The 22807-nt window shown below is 51.0% G+C and carries 17 protein-coding genes; 4 read left to right on the top strand and 13 right to left on the bottom strand.

Annotated features, from left to right (window positions below; all coding sequences use genetic code 11):
- Positions 1-13: 13 nt before the first annotated feature.
- The gene (locus tag J4864_RS07225; protein ID WP_211815125.1) at positions 14-925 is read right to left on the bottom strand and encodes an ABC transporter substrate-binding protein; all 912 of its coding nucleotides are present in this window, start codon (positions 923-925) and stop codon (positions 14-16) included.
- 63 nt (positions 926-988) lie between these two features.
- Between J4864_RS07225 and radA the strand changes: the two genes are divergently transcribed.
- Positions 989-2389, top strand: a complete 1401-nt coding sequence (gene radA / locus J4864_RS07220) for a DNA repair protein RadA (RefSeq protein ID WP_211815124.1) — start codon at positions 989-991, stop codon at positions 2387-2389.
- Positions 2390-2452: 63 nt separating this feature from the next.
- On the opposite strand, the gene J4864_RS07215 is transcribed toward radA, so the two are convergent.
- Both J4864_RS07215 and J4864_RS07210 read right to left on the bottom strand, forming a co-directional pair.
- Entirely contained in the window at positions 2453-3133 is a 681-nt protein-coding gene (locus tag J4864_RS07215) for a GDSL-type esterase/lipase family protein (RefSeq protein WP_211815123.1), read from the bottom strand.
- Between the two features lie 147 nt (positions 3134-3280).
- Positions 3281-3700, bottom strand: coding sequence for a hypothetical protein (locus tag J4864_RS07210; RefSeq protein ID WP_211815122.1), 420 nt, complete (start codon positions 3698-3700; stop codon positions 3281-3283).
- Between the two features lie 736 nt (positions 3701-4436).
- On the opposite strand from J4864_RS07210, the gene J4864_RS07205 reads away from it, so the two are divergent.
- On the top strand, positions 4437-5267 hold the full coding sequence (locus J4864_RS07205; protein ID WP_211815121.1) for a glycoside hydrolase family 25 protein: 831 nt from the start codon (positions 4437-4439) through the stop codon (positions 5265-5267).
- 66 nt (positions 5268-5333) lie between these two features.
- On the opposite strand, the gene J4864_RS07200 is transcribed toward J4864_RS07205, so the two are convergent.
- The 8 genes from J4864_RS07200 to J4864_RS07165 all read right to left on the bottom strand — a co-directional run bounded on the left by J4864_RS07200 (position 5334) and on the right by J4864_RS07165 (position 15682).
- Positions 5334-7865, bottom strand: coding sequence for an ATP-dependent helicase (locus tag J4864_RS07200; protein ID WP_211815120.1), 2532 nt, complete (start codon positions 7863-7865; stop codon positions 5334-5336).
- 69 nt (positions 7866-7934) lie between these two features.
- Entirely contained in the window at positions 7935-8627 is a 693-nt protein-coding gene (gene mtgA, locus J4864_RS07195) for a monofunctional biosynthetic peptidoglycan transglycosylase (protein WP_211815119.1), read from the bottom strand.
- 849 nt (positions 8628-9476) lie between these two features.
- Entirely contained in the window at positions 9477-10151 is a 675-nt protein-coding gene (locus J4864_RS07190; RefSeq protein WP_211815118.1) for an RluA family pseudouridine synthase, read from the bottom strand.
- 163 nt (positions 10152-10314) lie between these two features.
- Entirely contained in the window at positions 10315-11061 is a 747-nt protein-coding gene (fabG, locus tag J4864_RS07185) for a 3-oxoacyl-[acyl-carrier-protein] reductase (protein WP_211815117.1), read from the bottom strand.
- A gap of 132 nt (positions 11062-11193) precedes the next feature.
- The gene (locus J4864_RS07180; RefSeq protein ID WP_007366395.1) at positions 11194-11787 is read right to left on the bottom strand and encodes a TetR/AcrR family transcriptional regulator; all 594 of its coding nucleotides are present in this window, start codon (positions 11785-11787) and stop codon (positions 11194-11196) included.
- 251 nt (positions 11788-12038) lie between these two features.
- A complete protein-coding gene (locus tag J4864_RS07175) occupies positions 12039-13019 on the bottom strand; it encodes an N-acetylmuramoyl-L-alanine amidase-like domain-containing protein (RefSeq protein WP_211815116.1) in 981 nt (326 codons plus the stop codon).
- A 429-nt stretch (positions 13020-13448) separates the two neighbouring features.
- Positions 13449-14486, bottom strand: a complete 1038-nt coding sequence (locus tag J4864_RS07170; RefSeq protein WP_246479529.1) for a DUF4421 domain-containing protein — start codon at positions 14484-14486, stop codon at positions 13449-13451.
- Positions 14487-14698: 212 nt separating this feature from the next.
- Positions 14699-15682 carry a Gfo/Idh/MocA family protein gene (locus J4864_RS07165; protein ID WP_007366399.1) on the bottom strand — a complete coding sequence of 328 codons (984 nt, stop codon included), beginning with the start codon at positions 15680-15682 and terminating at the stop codon, positions 14699-14701.
- 237 nt (positions 15683-15919) lie between these two features.
- Between J4864_RS07165 and yihA the strand changes: the two genes are divergently transcribed.
- Complete coding sequence (yihA, locus tag J4864_RS07160) at positions 15920-16519, top strand: ribosome biogenesis GTP-binding protein YihA/YsxC (protein ID WP_007366400.1); 600 nt, start codon at positions 15920-15922, stop codon at positions 16517-16519.
- A gap of 4 nt (positions 16520-16523) precedes the next feature.
- Entirely contained in the window at positions 16524-18314 is a 1791-nt protein-coding gene (locus J4864_RS07155) for an ABC-F family ATP-binding cassette domain-containing protein (RefSeq protein ID WP_211815114.1), read from the top strand.
- 291 nt (positions 18315-18605) lie between these two features.
- On the opposite strand, the gene J4864_RS07150 is transcribed toward J4864_RS07155, so the two are convergent.
- A complete protein-coding gene (locus J4864_RS07150; protein ID WP_211815113.1) occupies positions 18606-19358 on the bottom strand; it encodes an ABC transporter ATP-binding protein in 753 nt (250 codons plus the stop codon).
- Positions 19339-22698, bottom strand: a complete 3360-nt coding sequence (secA, locus tag J4864_RS07145) for a preprotein translocase subunit SecA (RefSeq protein ID WP_211815112.1) — start codon at positions 22696-22698, stop codon at positions 19339-19341. Before secA ends, J4864_RS07150 begins: the two co-directional genes overlap by 20 nt.
- Positions 22699-22807 lie beyond the last annotated feature (109 nt).

Raw genomic sequence — 22807 nt, 5'->3', positions numbered from 1 at the left:
TCCAGTTCTGTTCTTACTTTCCGCTCGTCAGGAAATTATGAACCATGAGCAGATCCGATCGTCGGGGCGGCCCGATCTTCGTGTACTTGATGTCAGGCAGCGCACGCACCGTAGCATCGTCCACTTTCATGTACTTCTTTATCAGATCGGCATAATATTTCACGCCCTTTTTGTTAATCTGATCTACCGCCTTGTCGTACGCCTCGGCAAAAGCCGCTTCTTCGGTCTGGCGACGTACCTTATCCATCACGGCCACCACTCCGAGGTGTACGCCGGCATCTGCCGAACTGAAGATAACGTTGTTGTCAGCCTGCAAGGCCTTTGCAGCCTGCGGTTCGGCAAGCCAGTAGGAATCAATCTCGTGGTTCTGCAACATACGCAGCCGTACCATCACATCATTGATCTGTACACGGAATACCTGATACTTGGGCTTGCCTTTCCGTACTGCCAGATTGGTCAGCAGGTCGGTTGCTGAATATCGGGTCATTGCGACAATCTTGTCACTGAGGTCAGACAGCTTCTTCAGCTTGGAGCCGTGGTCTGCTATCAGCTGCCAGTCGAGATTCGTATCCGTCAGATAGTGCATCAGCACTTTTCGCTTGTGCTTCAACCGTTCTGTACGAACGAGATCGGTGAAAGCCGCCTGCACACTCCCGCCGGCCATTGCCGTATCGCAGTCCATCTGGGCATTGAATCTGCAAAGTCTGACATCTACTTTAGCAGAATCATACAGAAGGCTGTCTTTCAACAGGTAAGCAGGCAGACAGTCCATCGTCGGCATCACAGCGATCTTGTAAGCCTTCTGATAAGCTTCCTGCTCTGCAAGTCTCTGTGCCAGCCGCTCTGCCTGCCGTTCCTTGTCGCTCTTGCCACAGCCGGCAAAAATGAGTACAAAGAGTATGGATAGGGAATTGATAAGTTTCATATAGTTGCAAATTTAAGAATAAATTTTGGAACTAAAAAAAAACTTATTACTTTTGTCCTACTTATGGCAAAAGACAAAATAGCTTATGTCTGCAGCAACTGCGGACAGGAAAGTGCGAAATGGATAGGCAAATGCCCCAGCTGCGGGCAATGGAACACATTTAAGGAAATCCGTATTGCCGCCGATACAGGCACCCAGGCAGCCCGGCATGCCGCTACGTCGCTGTGCAACACGGGGACAGGCGGTGCGGTCTCTGCGCTGGCCAATAAACCCCAGCGGCTGCGTGACGTGTCTTCGCACGATGAACCGCGGCTGGACCTGCATGACGGAGAGCTGAACAGAGTGCTGGGGGGAGGACTGGTTCCGGGAAGCATCGTTTTGCTGGGCGGCGAACCCGGTATCGGAAAGAGTACGCTGACCCTCCAGACAATCCTCCACATGACGCAGCGTGTACTCTATGTCAGTGGCGAGGAAAGCCCCCATCAGATAAAGATGCGTGCCGAACGCATAACGAAGGATATTGCTGAAAACGTCATCATCCTGTCAGAAACATCACTTGAACATATCTTCGAGCACATCCGGGACGTACAGCCGGATCTGGTGGTCGTGGATTCCATCCAGACCATCTCAACAGAAGATGTGGACAGCAGTCCGGGGAGCATCACGCAGGTACGTGAATGTGCGTCCGCACTGTTGCGCTTTGCCAAGACGAGCGGTGTGCCCGTGATACTCATCGGGCATATCAACAAGGAAGGAAGCATTGCGGGGCCGAAGATACTGGAGCATATCGTTGATACCGTCATTCAGTTTGAAGGCGACCAGCATTATATGTATCGCATACTCCGCAGCATCAAGAACCGTTTCGGTTCGACTTCCGAGTTAGGTATTTATGAAATGGAGCAGCAGGGATTACGACAGGTGAGCAATCCTTCCGAACTGCTGCTTGCAGAAGACCATGAGGGACTGTCAGGGGTGGCTATTTCAAGTACTATTGAAGGAATCAGGCCTTTTCTTGTTGAGACACAGGCTCTTGTATCTTCTGCTGCATACGGAACTCCACAACGTTCAGCAACGGGATTTGACCAGCGCAGACTGAACATGCTGCTTGCCGTACTGGAAAAGCGGGTGGGCTTCAAACTTATGCAGAAAGACGTGTTCCTGAACATTGCCGGCGGACTCCGTGTGACGGACATGGCCATGGACTTGAGTGTCATAGCCGCCGTCCTCTCATCGAATGTTGACACACCGATAGAACAAGGATGGTGTATGTGCGGTGAGGTGGGACTTAGCGGTGAGGTGCGTCCGGTAAGCCGGATAGAGCAGCGTATAGCTGAAGCCGAAAAGCTGGGGTTCAGTCATATCATTCTCCCGAAGTACAACCTGTCTGGGCTTAAGGGGAAATACAAGATACAGCTCCATCCCGTCAGAAAGGTGGAAGAAGCTCTCCGGGCATTGTTCGGTTGATGGCCGGATAAGGTCGGGAAGCCGTGTGGCAGCAGACAGGAAAATATCCGTTTCTTACGTTGCCTACTCATTGATATAGGCACGGATGGCATCAGCCCAGACTTCATAGCCTTTGGCAGTCAGATGAAGTCCGTCACGACAGCAGTCCTCACGCATGGTTTTGGGACGATCCCCAAGGAGCGGAGTATAAAGATCGATGAAGGTGAGGGAATGGCGGATACAATAGTCCTCCAGCCTGTGGTTCAGCTGGATGATCATGTCCTCTTTTCCTTTCAGGAGCTTCCAGACACCGACACGTTCATTCAGCGGCAGGAGACTTTGCACATAGATCCGCGTGCCCGGATTGTCCCTGCGGATTGTCTCGATGACACGGACGATCCCTTGAAAGGTACGATCAACGGTCCATCCATGACTCAAGTCGTTTGTTCCGCACTCAAAGAAAATCTTGCTGGGCTTATATGGCAGCACCTGATTGAGGCGGTTGAGGATGCCCCTGCTGTCGTCTCCGATGATTCCGCGGTTGACGATCTTCGTTACATCGGGGAAAAAGCGATTCCAGTCCTCCCCATACTCGGAGTGGCTGTCACCCAACATGATGATTGCCCCATCAGGTAACCTCCCCTCCCTCTGAAACTGCCTTACCTTTGCATCATAATGTTTTGTCCCATGATACATCACTTTCTGAGCCTGTACAGAAAGGAGAGTCAAGAGGAAAGAGAGAGATAGAAAGCGTAGTCTCATCATGCCTGAATTTTTCTTATAGTAAAGTTATTTCTATGCAAAAGTAAACAAAAAGGGGCAGACAGGGAAAGAAAAGTCCGGTTATCTATCCTGAAGGACAGATAGCCGGACTTTTTCATAAGGATTTTCCTAAATCATCTGTGTTCTCCGTCAATTTAATCTGCGCATGACTTTGCGGAGATAAGCCTGTGTCTTCGAAACGCTATAGCGGATGCCCCCGCTCCACAAGCGAATAGCCTTCTCTATGCTGTTCAACGGATTGTGAAAGCCCTGGATAATGACGAACATCTCCTTTGATTTGGCGGCACTGAAACGATCAGAGAGCGAATAACGCTTCTTGCTGCCAGAACTCTTGAGGATGTTGTTGCATTCTTTCACCAGTACAGGCGAAATCTGCAGCACGCCCACATAGGAGCCATTGACAGCCGCAGCATTTCCCTTGCTTTCAATCTGGATGATAGCATTCATCACGGGTTCCCAGTCGAAGCCATCGTCTTTGGCAGATACTTCAACGTGTGAAGCAAAAATCATTAAGAAACAAATACTTACTACTTTTAAAATTCTCATCATTAAATCTTTTCCGAAGCCTTGGAAAGTGCTTCAAACAGCTGCTTTCTACGGCGTGTTCCTATGTGAGAATGAGTTACCACCACGCCTCGGCTTCATGTTAATGTTGCAAAGGTACGAAAAATATACCTGTAAACCAACCATTTAAGAATAATTATATAAAGTTTGAAATGAATTTAGATTATCTGAAAGGATGTGAACCCGCAGCTGTTCGAGGTCATAGGCAGCTTTGTCGAGGCCATACCCGATAATTTGCAGCAGTGGAAAAGAATGCGTAACTTTGTCCTGAAAATCGGCAAACAAGACAACAGGACAAGGAAAGAAAACAGGACTTGGAAAAGACCATCCGATTTGATCGGGCTGCGGGGGGCGGACGCAAGTTTCCTCCTGCCCAAAGCGGTCGCAAAGGCAGCTGTCTCAGACCGCTGCACCTCTTCCGTAAAGGTCGGTCGTTCCCTCTTGCTGTATGGCATGATGACGCCAGAAATGAACCCGGCCTCTTTCCAATGTGCCGATGCCCGACACCGGTTGTGTTGATGGTAAACACCGGTCGTGTCGATGGCTCACACGCTTACAATCTGTCGCCCGTATAAGAACATAGCAAAGCTATGCGCGTGAAAGGAAAAGCTGATGATGCCACATAAAACAAAATGAGACAAAGCGTTGGCCGTATTCCTGTCAACGACAGAGCAATGTGAGATTTTCAGGGTATGCCTTGAAAGAATCAAAATTAGAAAAGATGGTGAAACGAAAAAGAAAACGTAACAACAGGAAATATAAGAACGGAAAGCTGTGGCGGTTGGCGGGCTGTGGCCTGGCTGCTCTGACCATGCTTCTGATCATAGACCTCAAACCATGGCACAGACCGCATGCGGCAGTCAGCGACAAATGGCCCTATCACGACATGACGAAAGGGGAATACGCCAAAGACTTTGACGGCCTTGACATCTCCCGACATCAAGGAAGGGTACACTGGGATGAGCTGGTAGATGAGAATCCGCAGCTGCAATTTGTTTACATAAAGGCGACGGAGGGAAGTTCAATGGCAGACCCTTTCTATAAACAGAATTTTGAAGAAGCGAAAAGAAAGAGGCTGCTTGTCGGTTCCTACCACTTCCTTACTCGCCGTACATCGATGTCCGAGCAGGTTGATAATTTTCTGTCACATATTGATTTGGACAGGCAGGATCTGCTGCTGCTCGTCGACATAGAAAAAGACGGTACACGGGGCTGGAACCGCAGACTCATCCAGAAGAACCTTGCAGAGTTTATCCGCCTGGTAAAGGACCGTACAGGTCATGCACCTATGATTTATACCAATGAAGTGTACTACCATCAGAATCTCTATCCGGACTTCAACCGTTATCACCTGTTCATTGCAAACTATAACGTCTCTCCTGAACTACTTGGTGCAAAGCATGATATATGGCAATCAAGCAAGCGTGGAAGAGTACGTGGCATCTGGACCTATGTAGATATAGACCGGCTGCGGGAGGGGGTATCGGTAGATGCTATCAAGATGCCTTGGCCCCTATTCCCCCTTACGGTAAGTTGCTGTTGTCAACGATGACCACTGCCTTTCCTTACCCGTCAGCCTCTGGCATCACCCGTCACCGTCAGTTTCCACCAGCCGGCTTTACCCGATGACCTTAAATCTGGCGAACTTCAGCAGGAGCTGCTTTCTCCCGGCATTACGGAACTCGACGGTTGCCTTTGCATTCTCACCTGTACCCTCGAGCCCCAAGACTTTACCGATGCCGAACCGCTGATGTTCAATGGTCATCCCCACACGAAGCCCGGACGTTGAGGCCGAGGCGGAATCTGCTGCACCGGAAGAAGAAGCTGGGAGTATCCTTCCCCCATTTGTCATTGCAGAAGAAAGCCGCTTGAAGTTGCCTCCTTCGCAGAGAATCCTGCGCTTTGTACGCTCGGACAGGGGATCAACTGCCGCCTCCGGCCGCTTCCGTTCCGTAATCTTCGGTTTCGGATCAGCACGGAACTGGCTGGCTACCGGGTTCGCATTCTGCCATCGAGCCCCCATCTGTCTGTATTCCTGTCCCCATGGCCGACTGCCCGTATAGGGCCGGTTAGGTTCATATTCACGTGTACTTCCGCCACTCCGCTTACATGGATCATCATCCCAAGGCATTTTCTGCCGTTGAGTTCTAAAGACATCGGAACCATTGTTCTCCTCCTGAAGCAGTGAAGCATCTATATCGTCCAGGAAACGGCTGGGATCGTCAACCTGCATCGTCCCGTACCGGAAACGATTCCTGGCGTTTGTCAGAATACAATGCCGTTCCGCACGTGTAATGGCCACATAAAGCAGCCGACGCTCCTCTTCCACCTCGCGTCTCGAACCGGATGCCATCGGACTCGGAAAGACGTTCTCCTCCAGTCCGACGACAAATACAGTGGGAAATTCCAGTCCCTTCGCTGCATGAATCGTCATCAGGGTCACTTTGGGCGTGTCGTCGTCTTTTTTGTCAGCGTCAGTATACAAAGCCACTTCCTGAAGATAGTCGGTCAAATAAACGTTCTCTTCCCGGCCTTCCTCCCGGCCGATGTCGACAAAATCCTGCATAGCCGACATGAACTCTTCCAGATTCTCACGCCGTGCCAGATCTTCCGGGTCACTCCCCGAACGAATATCTGCACCGATGCCGCTTTCCTCTATGATTTCACGCCCCAGCTCATAGGCGTCAGTCAGTGCCGCCTTTTTTATAAATCCACTGATCAACGTCTTGAAAGCAAGGAGCTTCGTCAATGTCCCCTTGTTGACATTCAGTCCGTATCCAGTCGGGTTGAGGATTGTCTCCCACAGCGAGACAGCATGGTGCTGGGCACAGTCGACGATCTTCTGGACCGTCGTGCTGCCGATTCCGCGTGCCGGATAATTGATGATTCTCCGGAAAGCCTCTTCGTCATCAGGATTGGCAACCAGACGGAAATAGGCGATGATGTCCTTGATTTCCTTTCTCTGATAGAAAGACAGTCCACCGATGATTTTATAGGGTATCCCTTGCTTGCGGAACTCATCTTCAAAAGGACGGCTCTGCGCATTCGTCCGATAGAGGATGGCAAAGCTGCCATAATCACATCGTTCATCACGTTTGATACGCCTCAGCTCACCGGCCACGACCATGGCCTCTTCCCGGTCGCTGTAACAGGGCTTGTAAAGCACCTTATGTCCTTCGCCCTCTTCTGAATAGACCTCCTTGGGAATCTGCCGCTCATTGTGTTTCATCAGCGAGTTCGCAGCCTGCACGATAAGCTGTGTGGACCTGTAATTCCGCTCCAGCTTGAAAAGTCTTGCATCGGTGAACTTCTCTCTGAAGTCAAGGATGTTGTCGATATTCGCCCCGCGGAAAGAATAGATGCTCTGGTAGTCATCGCCCACGACACAGACGCGGCGGTGTGTATTCGCCAGCTGGCTGATGATGCTCACCTGGGCAAAGTTGGTGTCCTGGTACTCGTCTACAAGAATATACTCAAAGAGCTGTCCATACTTTTTCCTTACATCCACGTGGTCGCGGAAAAGAAGATAAGTATACAGCAGAATGTCATCAAAGTCCATGGCGTTCGCCTGCCGGCATCTCGCCTCGTAAGCCTTGTAGATCTGATAGACTGCCGGCATACGGGCATTCCTGTCCCGATTGAGTGCAGCACGGTCTTCTGCATATTCAGAAGCCGTTATGAGGCGGTTCTTTGCCATGGAGATGAAGTTATGGACCGCTGCCGGCTTATAGATCTTCTCATCGAGTCCCAAGGCTTTTACAATGCTCTTGATGAGTGAACGTGAATCGGTCTCATCATAGATGGTAAAATTGTGTCCGAATCCTATCAGTTCGCCTTCACTACGAAGGATACGGGCAAAGATGGAGTGGAAAGTACCCATGTATAGCCGTCGAGCCTCACCTGCCGTCGTGATCTGCGCTATTCGTTCTTTCATCTCCTTCGCCGCCTTGTTCGTGAACGTAAGCGCAAGAATATTCCAGGGTTTCAGCCCTTTCTCGAGCAGATAAGCTATCTTATACGTAAGTACACGGGTCTTGCCGGATCCGGCACCGGCAATCACCAGTGAGGGACCTGCACAATATTCTACTGCTTTGCGCTGGCTTTCATTCAAAGCGTTGAGGAGTTCTTCTTCCCTTTCTTGATGATCCATTTTGCTTTTTCAGGAGATAATCTTTATTCGGTCATTAAACAGAATGGCAGAACAATATGACTTTCTGCATTATTCATGTTCCTCGGGAAAAGGAGCGATAAAAGTCATCTGATGTTCGATCTGTCCGGTCCGTTTACGCATATAGGGACCCGGTGTCTTGGAAGAAAATCGGCGTGGATTGGGCAAGGTAGCCGCTATAAGCGCACAGTCGCGCCGGTCCAGCTGTATGGCCTCCATCCCGAAATTCTGTTCGGCACAGGCTTCTACACCATAGATACCATCTCCCATCTCAATTGAGTTCAGATAGACTTCCATAATGCGTTGCTTGCTCCACAAGGCCTCTATGAGGAATGTGAAATAAGCCTCCAGCCCCTTCCTCACCCACGAACGTCCCTGCCATAGAAAGACATTCTTTGCCGTCTGCTGCGAAATAGTCGAACCGCCACGCAGTTTCTTGCCTTTCTTCAGATGCTCCTCCGCCGCCATCTCTATAGCCTGGTAGTCAAACCCGTGATGGATCAGAAACCGTTGGTCTTCACTTGCCATCACGGCTACCGGCATCGACTTCGGCATCTTTTCCAGAGGAATCCAGTCATGATAGAGTTTGACGGACTCCCCCTTCCCTATCTGCTCAAAGCAGCGGCTGATCATCAGAGGAGTAAAATACACTGGGACGAAGCGATAGGCCACTACCGTCAATATTGTGGAAATAAAGGTCAGGACAAATACCCACCTTATCACTTTAAGAACCTTCTTAACCATAGGGAATGAATTTCTGTCTGCAAAGTTACTAAATCTTATCGGATGGCAAGCAGGCAGGAATGGATTTTTCTACACAAGGCAGACATCCATCATCAGCCTCAGGTCCGTCTGATATTGGACGCCTGCAGCAAAAGCCAGATCAACCCGTTTAAGAGAGTTCTTCCGTTAAATACATAGATTGGACATGGATAAAGGCTTATGCACTTGCAGGGTATGGCTGTCCAGGATCAGAGGGGGCTTCAAAGGAGGATAAACTACAAGATAAAATGCAGAAAAGGAAAATTGCTACGATGCCTGTCCATCAGCCTGTCTTTCCGTCTTCTACAACCAACTTATTCCCTCATCATCGGTGTTTGTAAACTGTTTTCATGCAACCCAATGCAACACATGCCCTTCTGACTTCTGAAAGATGCCTGATTGACTTGCAACAGATGCTCTTTTAGCGTGTTATCAACGCCCTTTTGAAGACCGATTAAGCACCTTTTACAAACGACTTAATAACCAATTGATTGACTGTTGGTTACAAACCTACTTTCTGCACGTTTCTTTTATATTTGCAGATGATTTGTTTGGGATTATGTAATGACTTTTCAGAATCTCATCTGTCTTTTCACCATATTAAATTGAAAAGACTTTTATATCGGAGGATGATAACAGGATAGCCAGCTGACGGTCTTGGCTATGTTTTTGTTGAATGAATCACTTCGGTTCTCCCGTTAAAGCCATACGAAAAGCATCCAAGCATTTAACGGAAGAACCTTTTAAAAGAAGGAAATCCAGCAATTTTTTTGGGGATTGTACAAAAGCAGAAACCGGCCGGTTTTATCCGTACACCCGTCCTTTCCGTCCTCATTGAAAGTGCCCGATGGCCTGCCAAAGTGCGTCATCAGGCAAAGGAGACTCTACACAGATGTTCTCTTTGGAAACGGGATGGACGAACTCTACGCGATGACTCAGCAGACTGATACTGCCGTCGGGATTGGAACGGGGTGCTCCGTATTTCAGATCCCCCTTTATGGGACTGTCAATATTGGACAGCTGGCAGCGGATCTGATGATGGCGGCCTGTCATGAGGTTGATTTCCAGCAGCGTGTACCGGTCAGACCGGTTGATGGTCTTATAATGCAAGACAGACTTCTTGGCGGTCGGAATCTGGTGGTTATAAGCATAGCTTTTGTTCTGCCGCTCATTGCGCACAAGCCAGTCGGTCAATGTCGCCTCCGGATCGAGAGGAGGACGTGTGACAATCGCCCAATAAGTCTTGTGGACCTCGCCATTGCGGAACATATTGTTCAGGCGCGTCAGTGCCTTTGAGGTTTTCGCAAAGACAACCAGCCCCGATACAGGACGGTCAAGCCTGTGAACGACCCCAAGAAAGACATTACCGGGTTTCTGGTACTTCTCTTTTATCCATCGCCTGACGATCTCTGAAAGCGGCTCATCACCGGACTTGTCGGCCTGGACGATTTCGCCCGGCTCCTTGTAGACAATGATAATGTGGTTATCTTCGTAAAGTACTTGCATAGTATAGTAAGGAAAAAGGGAATCTCCCCTGCCCCTCCATCAAGGAAAGATACCTGACGGAAACGGATTCCCACCGGACATCATAAGCCCCTGTCCCGGGGCAGCAAGGGAGATTCTGACATTGAGATTCCCCCTTCCCATGACAGGAAAGAGGGGAAAGAGACTACATATTCATACCACCGTCAACCTGGATGACCTGACCGGATACGTAGCTTGACAGGTCGGAAGCGAGATAGACAGCCGTATTGGCAATATCATCGACCGTACCGCCACGGCGAAGCGGAATCTTGGAAATCCACTCCTTGCGGATGTTCTGCGGCAAGGCCTGTGTCATAGCGGTATCGATGAAACCGGGAGCAATGGCATTGGCACGGATGCCCTTGGGTCCCATCTCCTGACCGATGCTCTTTGCCAAAGCGATAAGGCCGGCCTTCGAAGCTGCATAGTTGGCCTGACCGGCATTGCCATGTACCCCTACCACACTTGCCATGTTGATGATGTTTCCGCTGCGCTGCCGCATCATCACCGGGATACAGGCATGGATGAAATTGAAGGCACTCTTCAGGTTTACAGCAATGACGGCATCCCACTGCTGCTCGGTCATACGGAGCATGAGACCGTCCTTCGTGATTCCGGCATTATTGACAAGGATGTCGATAGAACCAAACTCTTCCTTGACCAGACCGACAACCTCTTCTGTCTGTGCGAAGTCGGCGGCATTGCTTGCATAGCCCTTGGCCTTTACGCCTTTTGCAGCGATTTCCGCCTCGGTAGCCTTGCCGTTCTCGTCGATGACAAGGTCGGTGAATGCAATATTTGCACCTTCTTCTGCGAACCTCAATGCGATAGCCTTGCCGATACCGCGTGCAGCACCTGTGATGAGGGCTGTCTTTCCTTCCAATAATTTCATGTTGTTTTGATTTATACTGTTAGTTCCTATATTTGTTATGTTGATTTCTGATGATTGCCAGACCGGTACACTCCAGACAGAACGTACCCGCAAGGAGACCTCTTCCTGTACCGTGCCGGCGGACAAGACGGACTACTTCAGCCCGCTTTTGCCCAATGCACCATATACGACCTTGGCAACCAAGGGACGGGAGGACTCTTCCGTCAGCCCGTGTCCGAGGCGGCCATAGATGAACGGCACCTCTAGCCCCTTGATGCAATAGTGTGTGATGTCTGCGACCAGTTCGACATTGTCAATATCAAACTCACCGTCTTCCTTGGCATCCGCATAGACCTTGCGGAAGAGTTCGATTTCGTCTTCATCAAAGTTCTTGCGGACCTTCTCGACCATCCATATATTCCGGAAGAACTCCGCACGCAGATTGCCGTTGCGCATCACGGTCTCCTTGATCATGCTGAGATGTGTGTATATCAGCTCAATGATTTTGTCCTGCGGACTGATCTTCTTCGCGGCTACCTCGTCCAGTTTGTCCGACAACCGTTCCAGCTCCGACTCTATGACGGCATAATATACGTCATCCTTGCTCTTGAAGTAAGTATAGAGCGTACGCCTTCCCTTTTCCGAAGCCTTCGCTATATCGTTCATTGTCGTGTTGGCAATGCCGTTCTTTGCAAAGAGCTGGCGTGCCACATCAACAAGTTTCTGTCTGGTTTTCGATATTGACATACCTTTGTTATTCCTCTGTTATACGATTTGCACATCGCAAATATCATGTGCAAAATTATATATTATATTGCAGACTTACAAATTTAGAGAGGAAAAGTTTGATATTATTTAATCTTTTTATCCTGTCGGTTGTTCTATTTCTCTCTTTTCTGATATCGTTTTTCCTTTCCCCCTCGAAGTGTCCTGACCCGAGACGGGAAGCCCTCCCGGGCACAGAAGCCCCCCTCTTCCCGCCCGCCAGACAGGACGGTTCACCGTATCCGTGCAATCCGAATACCGATACTTGAAGGATGAGACATCATATAATGGTAGAAAGTCTCTACGGGCTCTATTACCTGACGGCCATTCTGTTCAAGACTCGATGCGTTCAGCAGATGCAGTCCGTCCCTATGCCAGACCGCAAAGCCAAGATGCGTGGTGTCCAGTTCACGTTTGCTGGTTACAATGGCAATTATGTCTCCGTCACGGACCACCGTTTTGAGCAGCCCGCTGTTTCCCAGCTGGCTCTTGGGAATATAACGTATCCTCGTTCCATTGCTTGCATCCTCCAGTTTCTTCAGTCCGGCGACACGCTCCGGACTGTTTTTCAGCATATCGTATGCCGGTGCATTCAGGGTCATGTAGTTGATCTTCAGAGTCTGGACAGCTGTAAAAGGAGGAACGGGGGTATTGATTTCCGCAATGAATCCCATGCGGACATTGTCCTCCAGCCACCAGTGGAAATAATGCAGACGGTTCAGGTATCCGGTCTTCCCGCCTCGATAACGTATCTGCTCCAACTGATGTACGAAGTCGGAAAAACGGACTTCATCTCTTTCTATACACAAAACCAACGCAGTTACAGTCTCTATGAAGGTGGTGCAGTCCAGTCCGTGCAGATTAACTACCAGCTTCTCATCTGTATTCCGGTCCAGTGTATGTGCCACGTACGGTGTGCCGACAAAAGTCCTGGCAACTTTCAAGATGAGCTGCCCGTGAGAAAGCCGGCACCGCAGAGGGACGGTCTCTCTCAGAATCCTGCACACCAGCATACTGTCAGCCTTTGAATATCTGTCAACATAGGTCGGCAGCGTGTCGCTCGCAGTCATCTTTCTGTCTGAAGCGGTGTATGACCGCTGCTGTATCAGGTCTGTTGTGTCGGCTGTTACAGTCTGCTGTTCCTGCCTGCTCTTCGCTCCGCATGCGGTCAGGACAAACAGGGGCGGAAAGATAAAGATATACTTCAGTTTCATTCTTATAATCAATGATCATACTAACTTTTACAAATTATTAAATACGATTCGGAAACAGCTTCATTATCAGCGCATTCATTGAGCTTAAATCGCACGGTGTTCTGTGTGCAGATTCTCTTAAACAGGCCGTTCCTTGCAGTGTCCGGAAAGGCATGCCCTCTACCTCCAACTGGCCGCGTTGATTTTCAGCAGCATGCAGCACGCTTTTGTCACGAAACAATGGTTCCGTACCGGCAGCAGACCGCAATGGTGTTCACGCCCAGCACGCATGGTGTCCACCAACAGAACAGGTGGTGACAGGCATCCGCACGAAAGCCGGAGGTGGTGACTTCCCGGTCAATGGAATCTTTATAAGCAAGCGGCTGATGACAGGCGGATGGGAAATGACCACCGGACAGCGATATCCCTGGAGTCCTGTTGCACGGCCTTCTACTTCATCTTCCTCCTGCCAAAATTGAAGCCGGCATACAGATTCACGTTCCCGAAGAAATTGTTGGTTGAGAACTTGCTTCGCCGGTAATTATAGGCATGGAAGACTGCGCTCATGCCCGCATACCATCTGCTGTTGTTCCATACAAGTCCGAAACGTCCGATGCCGTCAAAATTGATGTTGTTGAACTTGAAGTCGCTGAAAGAGAAACTGCGGTGTGTGACATCTCCCGTACTCCGCTTATACGCCAGTGCCATGGAGAGCGAACCCGCCAGCAGCCAGTTATGGGCAAACACCCAGTTGTAGGCATATCCTCCGCTGACCGAAACATCCGTGTATTTCACCTGGCTGAACATCAGCGTACTGTCGATCGGCGTGTCGTCAATCCGGCTGCCCATCCGGTCGGCAACGATCCTGCCCAGTTCCTCCCAGTCTACATCCAGACTGTGGCGGGTATATCCGATGCCGATCAGCGGGCTTCCCGCCGAATGGCGTTGTATCGTACTCTGGCTGAAGGCCGCCGGATAAGAAAAGCGTCGGTGGTTGAAGATATAATACAGATTGAAGCCTTTGATGGTGGAGGTCAACCCGCCGAACGCGCAGCCACGGACAGCATCCGTATCAACCTTCCTGCCCAGATACAACTGTCTGATTTTGTAATCATTTCCCGTCTTTCGATAATAGATGTCAAGCCCTATCATCGAACTGTACAGGCTCAGATCATATTCCTGCCGGGGGCTGTCGTTTCCATGCCAGAAGTCCAGATGCTTGATGTCAAGCGTATAGCCGAGGAAGATCCACCGCCAGCCGAAATACGGTCCGACACGGACCGTAGCCTCGGGGGCAAAGGTGATGCTCTGTCCGCTCGAACTGCTCAGGCGGTACACCTCATACGTGTTCGTGTTCTGCAGCATAAAGGCGAAGTTGTACCGTTGCGGTTCTATGTAAGCAGTGTCAATCTCGTTGAATTTATGTACAAACCGGCTTTCTTTGTTGTGATGGTGTCCGGACCGGTGTGCCGTCGTTTCTCTGCGCATCCATCTCACGGAATCCAAAGCCTGCCAGCCGACGGTGCGCAGCCTTCCACTGTCTGTCCTCTGCGTTGTACAGTCGGACGACATCCGCATGGAAACGGCATGCAAAGTGTTTTCTCCCGCTACAAGAAGGAGAACGAAAAGACAGATCCTGTGGATTGAGGGCTGCTTCATCGTGAATTGACAGATCGAGAACAAATTTTCCAGACAGGCCATCATATTTTCCCAAGAACACGGTCCATCACCCAGTTTGTCGGCGTTGCACTGACACTTGTACAGTCGCAGGCGCCATATCCCTGCATGTCCTCAATGACCGACTTGATGATCGGAAGCTGCACATAGGGAGGATTGGGCACTTCCATTTCCTTCACCCCCTCACTGGTGCAAAGCCGGATAGGTGAATATGTGTAGACCGAGAACGACAGCCTGCCTTTGGAGCCGTAGATTTCTATGCGGTCCTCGCGTGCGCTCTCATGGGCTGCAAAGCACCAGGCGCCGCTCCCCGTCAGTCCGTTCTCGAAGCGGAACACAGCATTCACAGTGTCCTCCACATTATACAACCCGACACGATTGGCGGTATAGCCGTGCGCCTTCACGATGACGCCGAAGAGCGTCTGCAGGAGGTCGAGCTGGTGAGGGGCGAGGTCGTAGAAATACCCTCCGCCGGAGATGTGCGACTGCAGCCGCCACGGCAGCTGCGTGTTCTGTTCGTAGTCCAGGTCGCGGGGCGGGACGGCAAAACGCACTTGCACCGTGAGGATTTTGCCCAGTTCGCCTGCGTCTACAATCTCCTTCACCCGTTTGAAATAAGGTAGATAGCGGCGGTAGTAAGCCACAAAACAGGGTACACCGGTCTGTTCAGATATTCGGTTGATACGCACACAGTCTTCATACGAGGCCGCCAGCGGCTTCTCTATATAGCATGGTTTTCCGGCGCGCATCGCCATAATGGCGAAGGTGGCATGGGCAGAGGGAGGGGTGGCAATGTAGAGGGCATTGACATCCGCATCGTCCACCAGTGCCTGCGCATCTGTGTACCAGCGTTGGATGCCATGACGTTCAGCGTATGAACGGGCTTTCAGCTCGCTGCGGCTGAACACGGCGACGACATGCGAACCCATCACCTCATTGAAGGCAGGCCCGGACTTTTTTTCCGTTACTTCTCCACAACCTATGAATCCCCAGTTGATCTGTTTCATTTTTACACATTGTCTTTTGCAGAATAGCAGGAATCGTGGCAGGAAAACATGACCACTGTCCACACCGAATCATCCTGTCTACTGCAAAATTACAAAAAACCACCAATTTACCATTACTAACAATTAAATTTTTATGAGCTTTCACCTAAAGAAAAAAGCATTTTCTTGATTCCACAGGCTTGTAAATCACACTTTTTATGTAAATTTGCAGTAATTTACAGACACATAAACTGCACTATGATCATTAAGAAATCAGAATTCACCATATCTTCGCCGTCAATAGCAAGATGCCCGTCAGACACCAAAGCTGAATATGCCTTTATCGGGCGGTCGAACGTAGGCAAGTCAAGTCTTATCAACATGCTCTGCAACCACAAAGGACTGGCAAAGACCTCGGCCAAACCGGGCAAGACACTGCTCATCAACCACTTCATCATCAATAACGAGTGGTATCTGGTCGACCTCCCGGGATATGGCTATGCCAAAAACTCCAAGACGGTGAGAAACAAGCTGGAGCAGATGATCGCACAATACATCCTGCAGCGCAAACAGCTTGTCAATGTATTTGTACTGATAGACATCCGGCATGAGCAACAGAAGATCGACCGTGAATTTGTCGACTGGCTGGGAGAAAGCAACATTCCTTTCTCCATCATCTTCACGAAAGCCGACAAGCTGTCGCCTTCCAAAGCGAAATCGAATGCCCTGCTGTGGATGAAGAAACTGGAAGACAGATGGGAGGCACTCCCACCCTACTTCATTACTTCCGCAGAGACGAAAGCAGGGAAAGAGGAGGTGCTGGACTATATCGAACAAATCAACAATACATTAGAATAGGAGCATGGCGCAGATTCCTTATCTTGATGTGCAGCACCTGACAAAAAGTTTCGGTGCACAGGTTCTCTTCAAAGACATTTCCTTTTCCATTGCAGAAGGGCAGCACATCGGGCTCGTGGCACAGAACGGTACGGGGAAGTCCACCCTGCTCTCCATCCTCACGGGCAAGGAGAGTTATGATAGCGGTTCGATCATCTATCGTAACGACCTGCGTGTGGGAATGCTCGAACAAAGCCCGAAGTTCGACCCGGAAGAGAGCGTACTGGATGCGTGCTTCAATCATAAGGGAAACCCGGAGCGCATCCTGAAAGCGAAGCAGATACTTACCATGCTGAAGCTTCACGATCTGGAACAGCCGATGGGACAGCTGAGCGGCGGGCAGCAGAAACGTGTCGCACTGGCAAACGTGCTGATTCTGGAGCCCGACTTCCTCATTCTCGACGAACCGACAAACCATCTCGACCTGGAGATGATCGAATGGCTCGAAGGCTGTCTATCCCGTGGGAACAAGACCATTTTCATGGTTACGCACGACCGCTATTTCCTTGACAACGTATGCAATACCATCCTGGAACTGGACAACCAGACCCTCTACACCTATCGGGGCAATTACTCCTATTATCTGGAAAAACGGCAGGAACGCATCGACAACACAAGGGCCGAGATAGCACGTGCCAACAACCTGTACCGGACTGAGCTGGAGTGGATGCGCCGTATGCCGCAGGCACGCGGGCACAAAGCACGCTACCGTGAAGAAGCCTTCTACGAGCTACAGGCAAAAGCCAAACAGCGGATTGAAGAAAGACAGATACGCCTGAAGTCCTCCAGCGTGTATATCGGAAGTAAAATCTTCGAGTGCCAGTATGTCTCAAAGAAGTTTGATGACAAAATCATCCTCGACAATTTCTATTATAACTTCTCACGGTTTGAGAAGATGGGAATCGTCGGGAACAACGGAACCGGAAAATCCACTTTCGTCAAGATGCTCCTCGGCAAGACAGCACCGGACAGCGGCAGGTTCGACATCGGGGAGACGGTCCGCTTCGGCTACTTCTCACAGGAAGGACTGCAGTTCCGTGAAGACCAGAAGGTAATCGACATCATCACGGACATTGCCGACTACATAGACCTGGGCGGCGGAAGGCACATGACGGCATCGCAGTTCCTCAACTACTTCCTCTTCTCCCCGGAGGAACAGCACAACTATGTGTATAAGCTGTCGGGTGGAGAAAAACGCAAGCTGTATCTGTGTACCGTACTGATGAAGAATCCGAACTTCCTCGTGCTGGACGAGCCTACCAACGATCTGGACATCCAGACCTTGCAGATACTTGAAGAATACCTGCAGGACTTCCCCGGCTGCGTCATCGTCGTGTCGCATGACCGTTACTTCATGGACAAGGTTGTAGACCATCTCCTCGTGTTCAAGGGAGAGGGTGAAATTCAGGATTTCCCCGGCAACTACACTCAGTACCGTGATTTCCAGAAGATGAAATCCCAGGAGGAAGAGCAGCAGAAAAACCTCAAATCAAAGAAACAGACGGAGGAGACAGCCGGAAAGGAGTACCGCAACCATGCGAAACGGAAGATGTCTTTCAAGGAGAAACGTGAATACGAGCAGCTCTCAGACAAGATCTCTCAGCTGGAAGCAGAGCAGAAACAGCTTGAAGAAGCCCTCTGTTCAGGCAGACTGTCTGTGGAAGAACTCACCGAAAAAAGCAAGCGGCTTCCCCTTTTGAAAGAGCAATTAGACGAAATGGAACTCCGGTGGCTGGAACTGTCAGAGCTGGCCTGACCGATCGTTCCACGGGATGGCAAAGGAACTCTATACCGTTCGGCGCAAAATCCATTGCGGATAAAGCGAGGATGTGTAAAAACCCGATTCCAGCCCAAGACGGCTGTCTATTGGTTGTAAAGAACAACCGCTGCCAAAGAGCTGATGGCTCAATGGCAGCGGTTGTCTTTATATTTATGAGGGATTGAGACTGTCAACAGAAAAGGAAACTTTCCGGGTTTTGAGTATCGACACATCCTCAAGCCGTCTCTGCCTGTACACAGGTTGCAGAATTTTCCACAGAACCATGTTCTACAGGAAATAGTCTTCCAGTTCCTTTATCGCCCCATCCGTTCTCTCGGAAATGTTCTTTATGACGAAGCCGTCCTCCATCAATACAATCCTGTCGCTTATATCCGTCGTATGATGAAGGTTATGGCTGGAGAGGAGGATCGACGCATGGCAGCGTTTCTTATATTCCAACAGCAAGGTTTTCAAATGATTCTGACTGCTCGGATCAAGAAAATTGAAAGGCTCGTCAAGAATCACAAACTGCGGAGAAGGCAGCAAGGCGGCTGCAATACCGATCTTCTGCTTATTACCGGCAGAAAACTCTCGGATATATTTCTGCCGGCCGAGGATCTCGTCACCGAGAAAGGGCCTGTAATCTTCCAGAAGTCCCTCAACATCTTGCTTCTCTATGCCGTTTGCTTTGGCAATAAAGGTAAAGTACTCCCTCGGCGTAAGGAAATCGATGAGGAAACCTTCTTCCAGATAAGCGGCAACATACTGTTTCCACGCTTCGTCAAGATGAGAGATGCGCTGTGCGGTCTCGCTGTCTTTTCCGTGTCGTGGCACGGAGGAATTATCCATTACATTGAAAAACACCTTGCCGCTATCTGCCTTGACGAGATTCAGAATAAGGCGGAACAGTGTCGTTTTCCCTGCACCGTTATTACCGACAAGGCCGATGATTTCACCCGCCGGAAAGCAGAATTCGGGGATAAAGACTGCCGTCTTATCCCCGAATTTCTTTATCAGTTGACTAACGGATATTTCGACCATGACAGTTCTTGAACTTCTTGCCGCTGCCGCAGGGGCATGGGTCGTTAGGACGCGGCATCTTGTCTGCACGGTAAGGAGTGTGGCGTGCCTGCTGCGCTCCCTCACGGGTATCCTGCCGTGCGGCAGCCGTCTGACCGGGATCGTCAAGGTCTACCTTCTCTTCATTGTAACGCTGTGAACGCTGCTCCGGGGCAGCCTCCTGCACCTCCTCGGCCGGCTGCATCTCTGGAATCTGACCGCGCATGAGCACACTCGCCGTACGGTTGTTCATGTCGTCGATCATGTTGTCCCACAGCTTCACGCTCTCCAGTTTGAAGATGAGCAGCGGATCTTTCTGCTCGTAAGAAGCGTTCTGGACGGAATGCCGCAGGTCATCCAGCTGGCGGAGGTTCTCCTTCCAGTCGTCGTCAATGATATGGAGCAGGATGACCTTCTCGAACTGTTTGACGACCGACTTGCCCTCGCTCTCATAGGCCTCCTTCAGGTCGCAGGGAATGTTGTAGACACGCTTGCCGTCAGTGACGGGCACCATGATGCGTTCGTACATGGCTCCCTGGTTTTCATAGACCTGCTTGATGACAGGCCATGCGACGGTCTGGATGCGCTCGGTCTTGCGCATGAAAGCCTCCATGGCCTGCTGGAAGCTGCGTTCCGCCAGCTCGTCATGGTCAACGTTCATGAACTCGTTCTCTGTGAACGGACACTCTATCGTCAGAATCTTCAGGAACTCTTCCTTGCAGCCTTCGTAGTCGTTCTTTTCGATGATGTTCACACAGCGGTCCCAGATGATGTTCGAGATGTCCATACCGATACGCTCGCCCATCAGCGCATGACGACGCTTCTCGTAGATGACGGTACGCTGCTTGTTCATGACATCATCATACTCCAGCAGCCGCTTACGGATACCGAAGTTGTTCTCCTCGACCTTCTTCTGCGCACGCTCGATGCTGTTGGAAATCATCGAACTTTCAATGCGTTCGCCGTCTTCGAAGCCCAGCCGGTCCATCACCTTGGCGATACGTTCCGAGCCGAAGAGACGCATCAGCTTGTCCTCAAGCGACACATAGAATACGGATGAACCGGGGTCGCCCTGACGGCCGGCACGACCACGAAGCTGGCGGTCTACACGGCGGCTCTCGTGCCGCTCAGTGCCGATGATGGCCAGACCTCCGGCATCCTTGACTTCCTTTGTCAGCTTGATGTCGGTACCACGGCCGGCCATATTGGTGGCAATCGTCACTGCACCGAGACCATTCACCGACCGTCCGGCCTCGGCAACAATCTGCGCCTCCTTCAGGTGCTGCTTGGCATTCAGCACCTGGTGCGGAATCTTGCGCATCGTGAGCATCTTGCTCAGCAGCTCACTGATCTCGACGGAAGTCGTACCGACAAGACAGGGGCGGCCCTGGTTCCGCATGGTTTCCACCTCGTCGATGACGGCGGCATACTTCTCGCGGGCCGTCTTGTAGACACGGTCCTCCATATCCTTGCGGATGACAGGACGGTTGGTGGGAATCTCGACGACGTCCAGCTTGTAGATGTCCCAGAACTCACCGGCCTCCGTGGAAGCCGTACCGGTCATGCCGGCGAGCTTGTGGTACATACGGAAGTAGTTCTGCAGCGTAATGGTAGCGAACGTCTGCGTGGCAGCCTCCACTTTCACGTGTTCCTTTGCCTCAACCGCCTGATGCAGGCCGTCGCTCCAGCGGCGGCCTTCCATGATACGTCCTGTCTGCTCGTCGACGATCTTGACCTCACCGTTCAGGACGACATACTCGTCATCCTTGTTGAACATGGTATAGGCTTTCAAGAGCTGCTGCAAGGTGTGTACACGTTCGCTCTGCACGCCGTAATGCGCCATCATGGCATCCTTCCGGTCGATGTAGGTCTGCTCGTCAATCACCTTGTCGTCTTTCTGTTTCTCGAGTGCGGAAAGCTCCGTCGTAATATCCGGCAGGACAAAGAGCTGGTCGTCCTTCACCTGGTTGGCGAGCCATGCCGTACCCTTGTCGGTAAGGTCGCAGGAGTTCATCTTCTCGTCCGTAACGAAGTAGAGCGGTTCGACGGCCTTCGGCATTTCACGGTTGTTGTTGGCCATGTAGAACTCTTCCGTCTTCAGCATGCCGGCCTTGATGCCTTCTTCGGAAAGGAACTTGATGAGTGCCTTGTTCTTCGGCAGGGCCTTGAACGAGCGGTAAAGAGCAAGGAAGCCCTCTTCCTGCAGCTTCTGGGAAGCAGCCTTGTCGCCGGCATTCTTCTGTGCTTCTGCCAGCTTGTGACGGGCCTCCGACAGGAGTTCGGTAGCCTGTTTGCGCTGCACCTCATAAAGACTCTGTACCAGGGGCTGGAACTCCTCGAACATCTGGTCGTCGCCCTTGGGCACAGGACCGCTGATGATGAGCGGCGTGCGGGCATCGTCGATCAGCACCGAGTCGACCTCATCGACGATGGCATAGTTGTGCTGACGCTGTACGAGGTCGGCCGGCGACACGGCCATGTTGTCACGCAGGTAATCGAATCCGAACTCGTTGTTCGTACCGAAGGTGATGTCTGCCTGATAGGCCTTGCGGCGTGCCGGCGAGTTCGGCTGGTGCTTGTCGATACAGTCGACGGACAGTCCGTTGAACATATAGAGCGGCCCCATCCACTCGGAGTCACGCTTTGCCAGATAGTCGTTGACGGTTACGACGTGGACACCGTTGCCGGTGAGCGCATTGAGAAACACCGGAAGGGTGGCAACGAGGGTCTTGCCCTCGCCTGTCGCCATCTCGGCGATCTTGCCCTGATGCAGGACGACACCGCCGAAGATCTGTACGTCATAGTGTACCATCTCCCACTTCAGGTCGTTGCCGCCGGCTGTCCAGTGGTTGTGGTAAATGGCCTTGTCGCCATCGATCGTGATGAAGTCCTTGGCAGGGTCAGCTGCCAGTTCACGGTCGAAGTCGGTTGCCGTGACAACCGTTTCCTCGTTCTCCGAGAAACGGCGTGCCGTATCCTTCACGATGGAGAAGGCGACCGGCATCACCTCGTTGAGTGCCGTCTCGTAGTTGTCGAGGGCCTCCTTGTCCAGCTTGTCAATCTGGTTGAAGATTTCCTCACGCTCGTCAATCGGGGTCTCCTCGATCTTTGCACGCAGCTCTGCTATCTGCTCACGCTGCTCCCTGGCAGCATCCTGCACATATTTCTGTATCTCCTTTGTCTTGGCACGCAGCTCATCGTTGCTGAGCGCCTTGATCTCCGGATATACCGCCTTGACCTTATCCACATAAGGCTGGATCAACTTCATGTCACGTGCTGACTTGTCACCGAAAATCGCTTTTAATATCTTATTGAAATTCATTTCTACTATAAATTTTATTTCATCCGACAGTACACTGACTGTCAGTACCATCTTCCCTCCCGTTCCACTATCGTCTGGTCACGATGTGTCCCTGTGGTCGGGAAAGGTG

The sequence above is a fragment of the Prevotella multiformis genome (genome assembly GCF_018127985.1).
Lineage (GTDB): Bacteria > Bacteroidota > Bacteroidia > Bacteroidales > Bacteroidaceae > Prevotella > Prevotella multiformis.
This window is presented reverse-complemented; position numbering and strand designations above follow the sequence as displayed.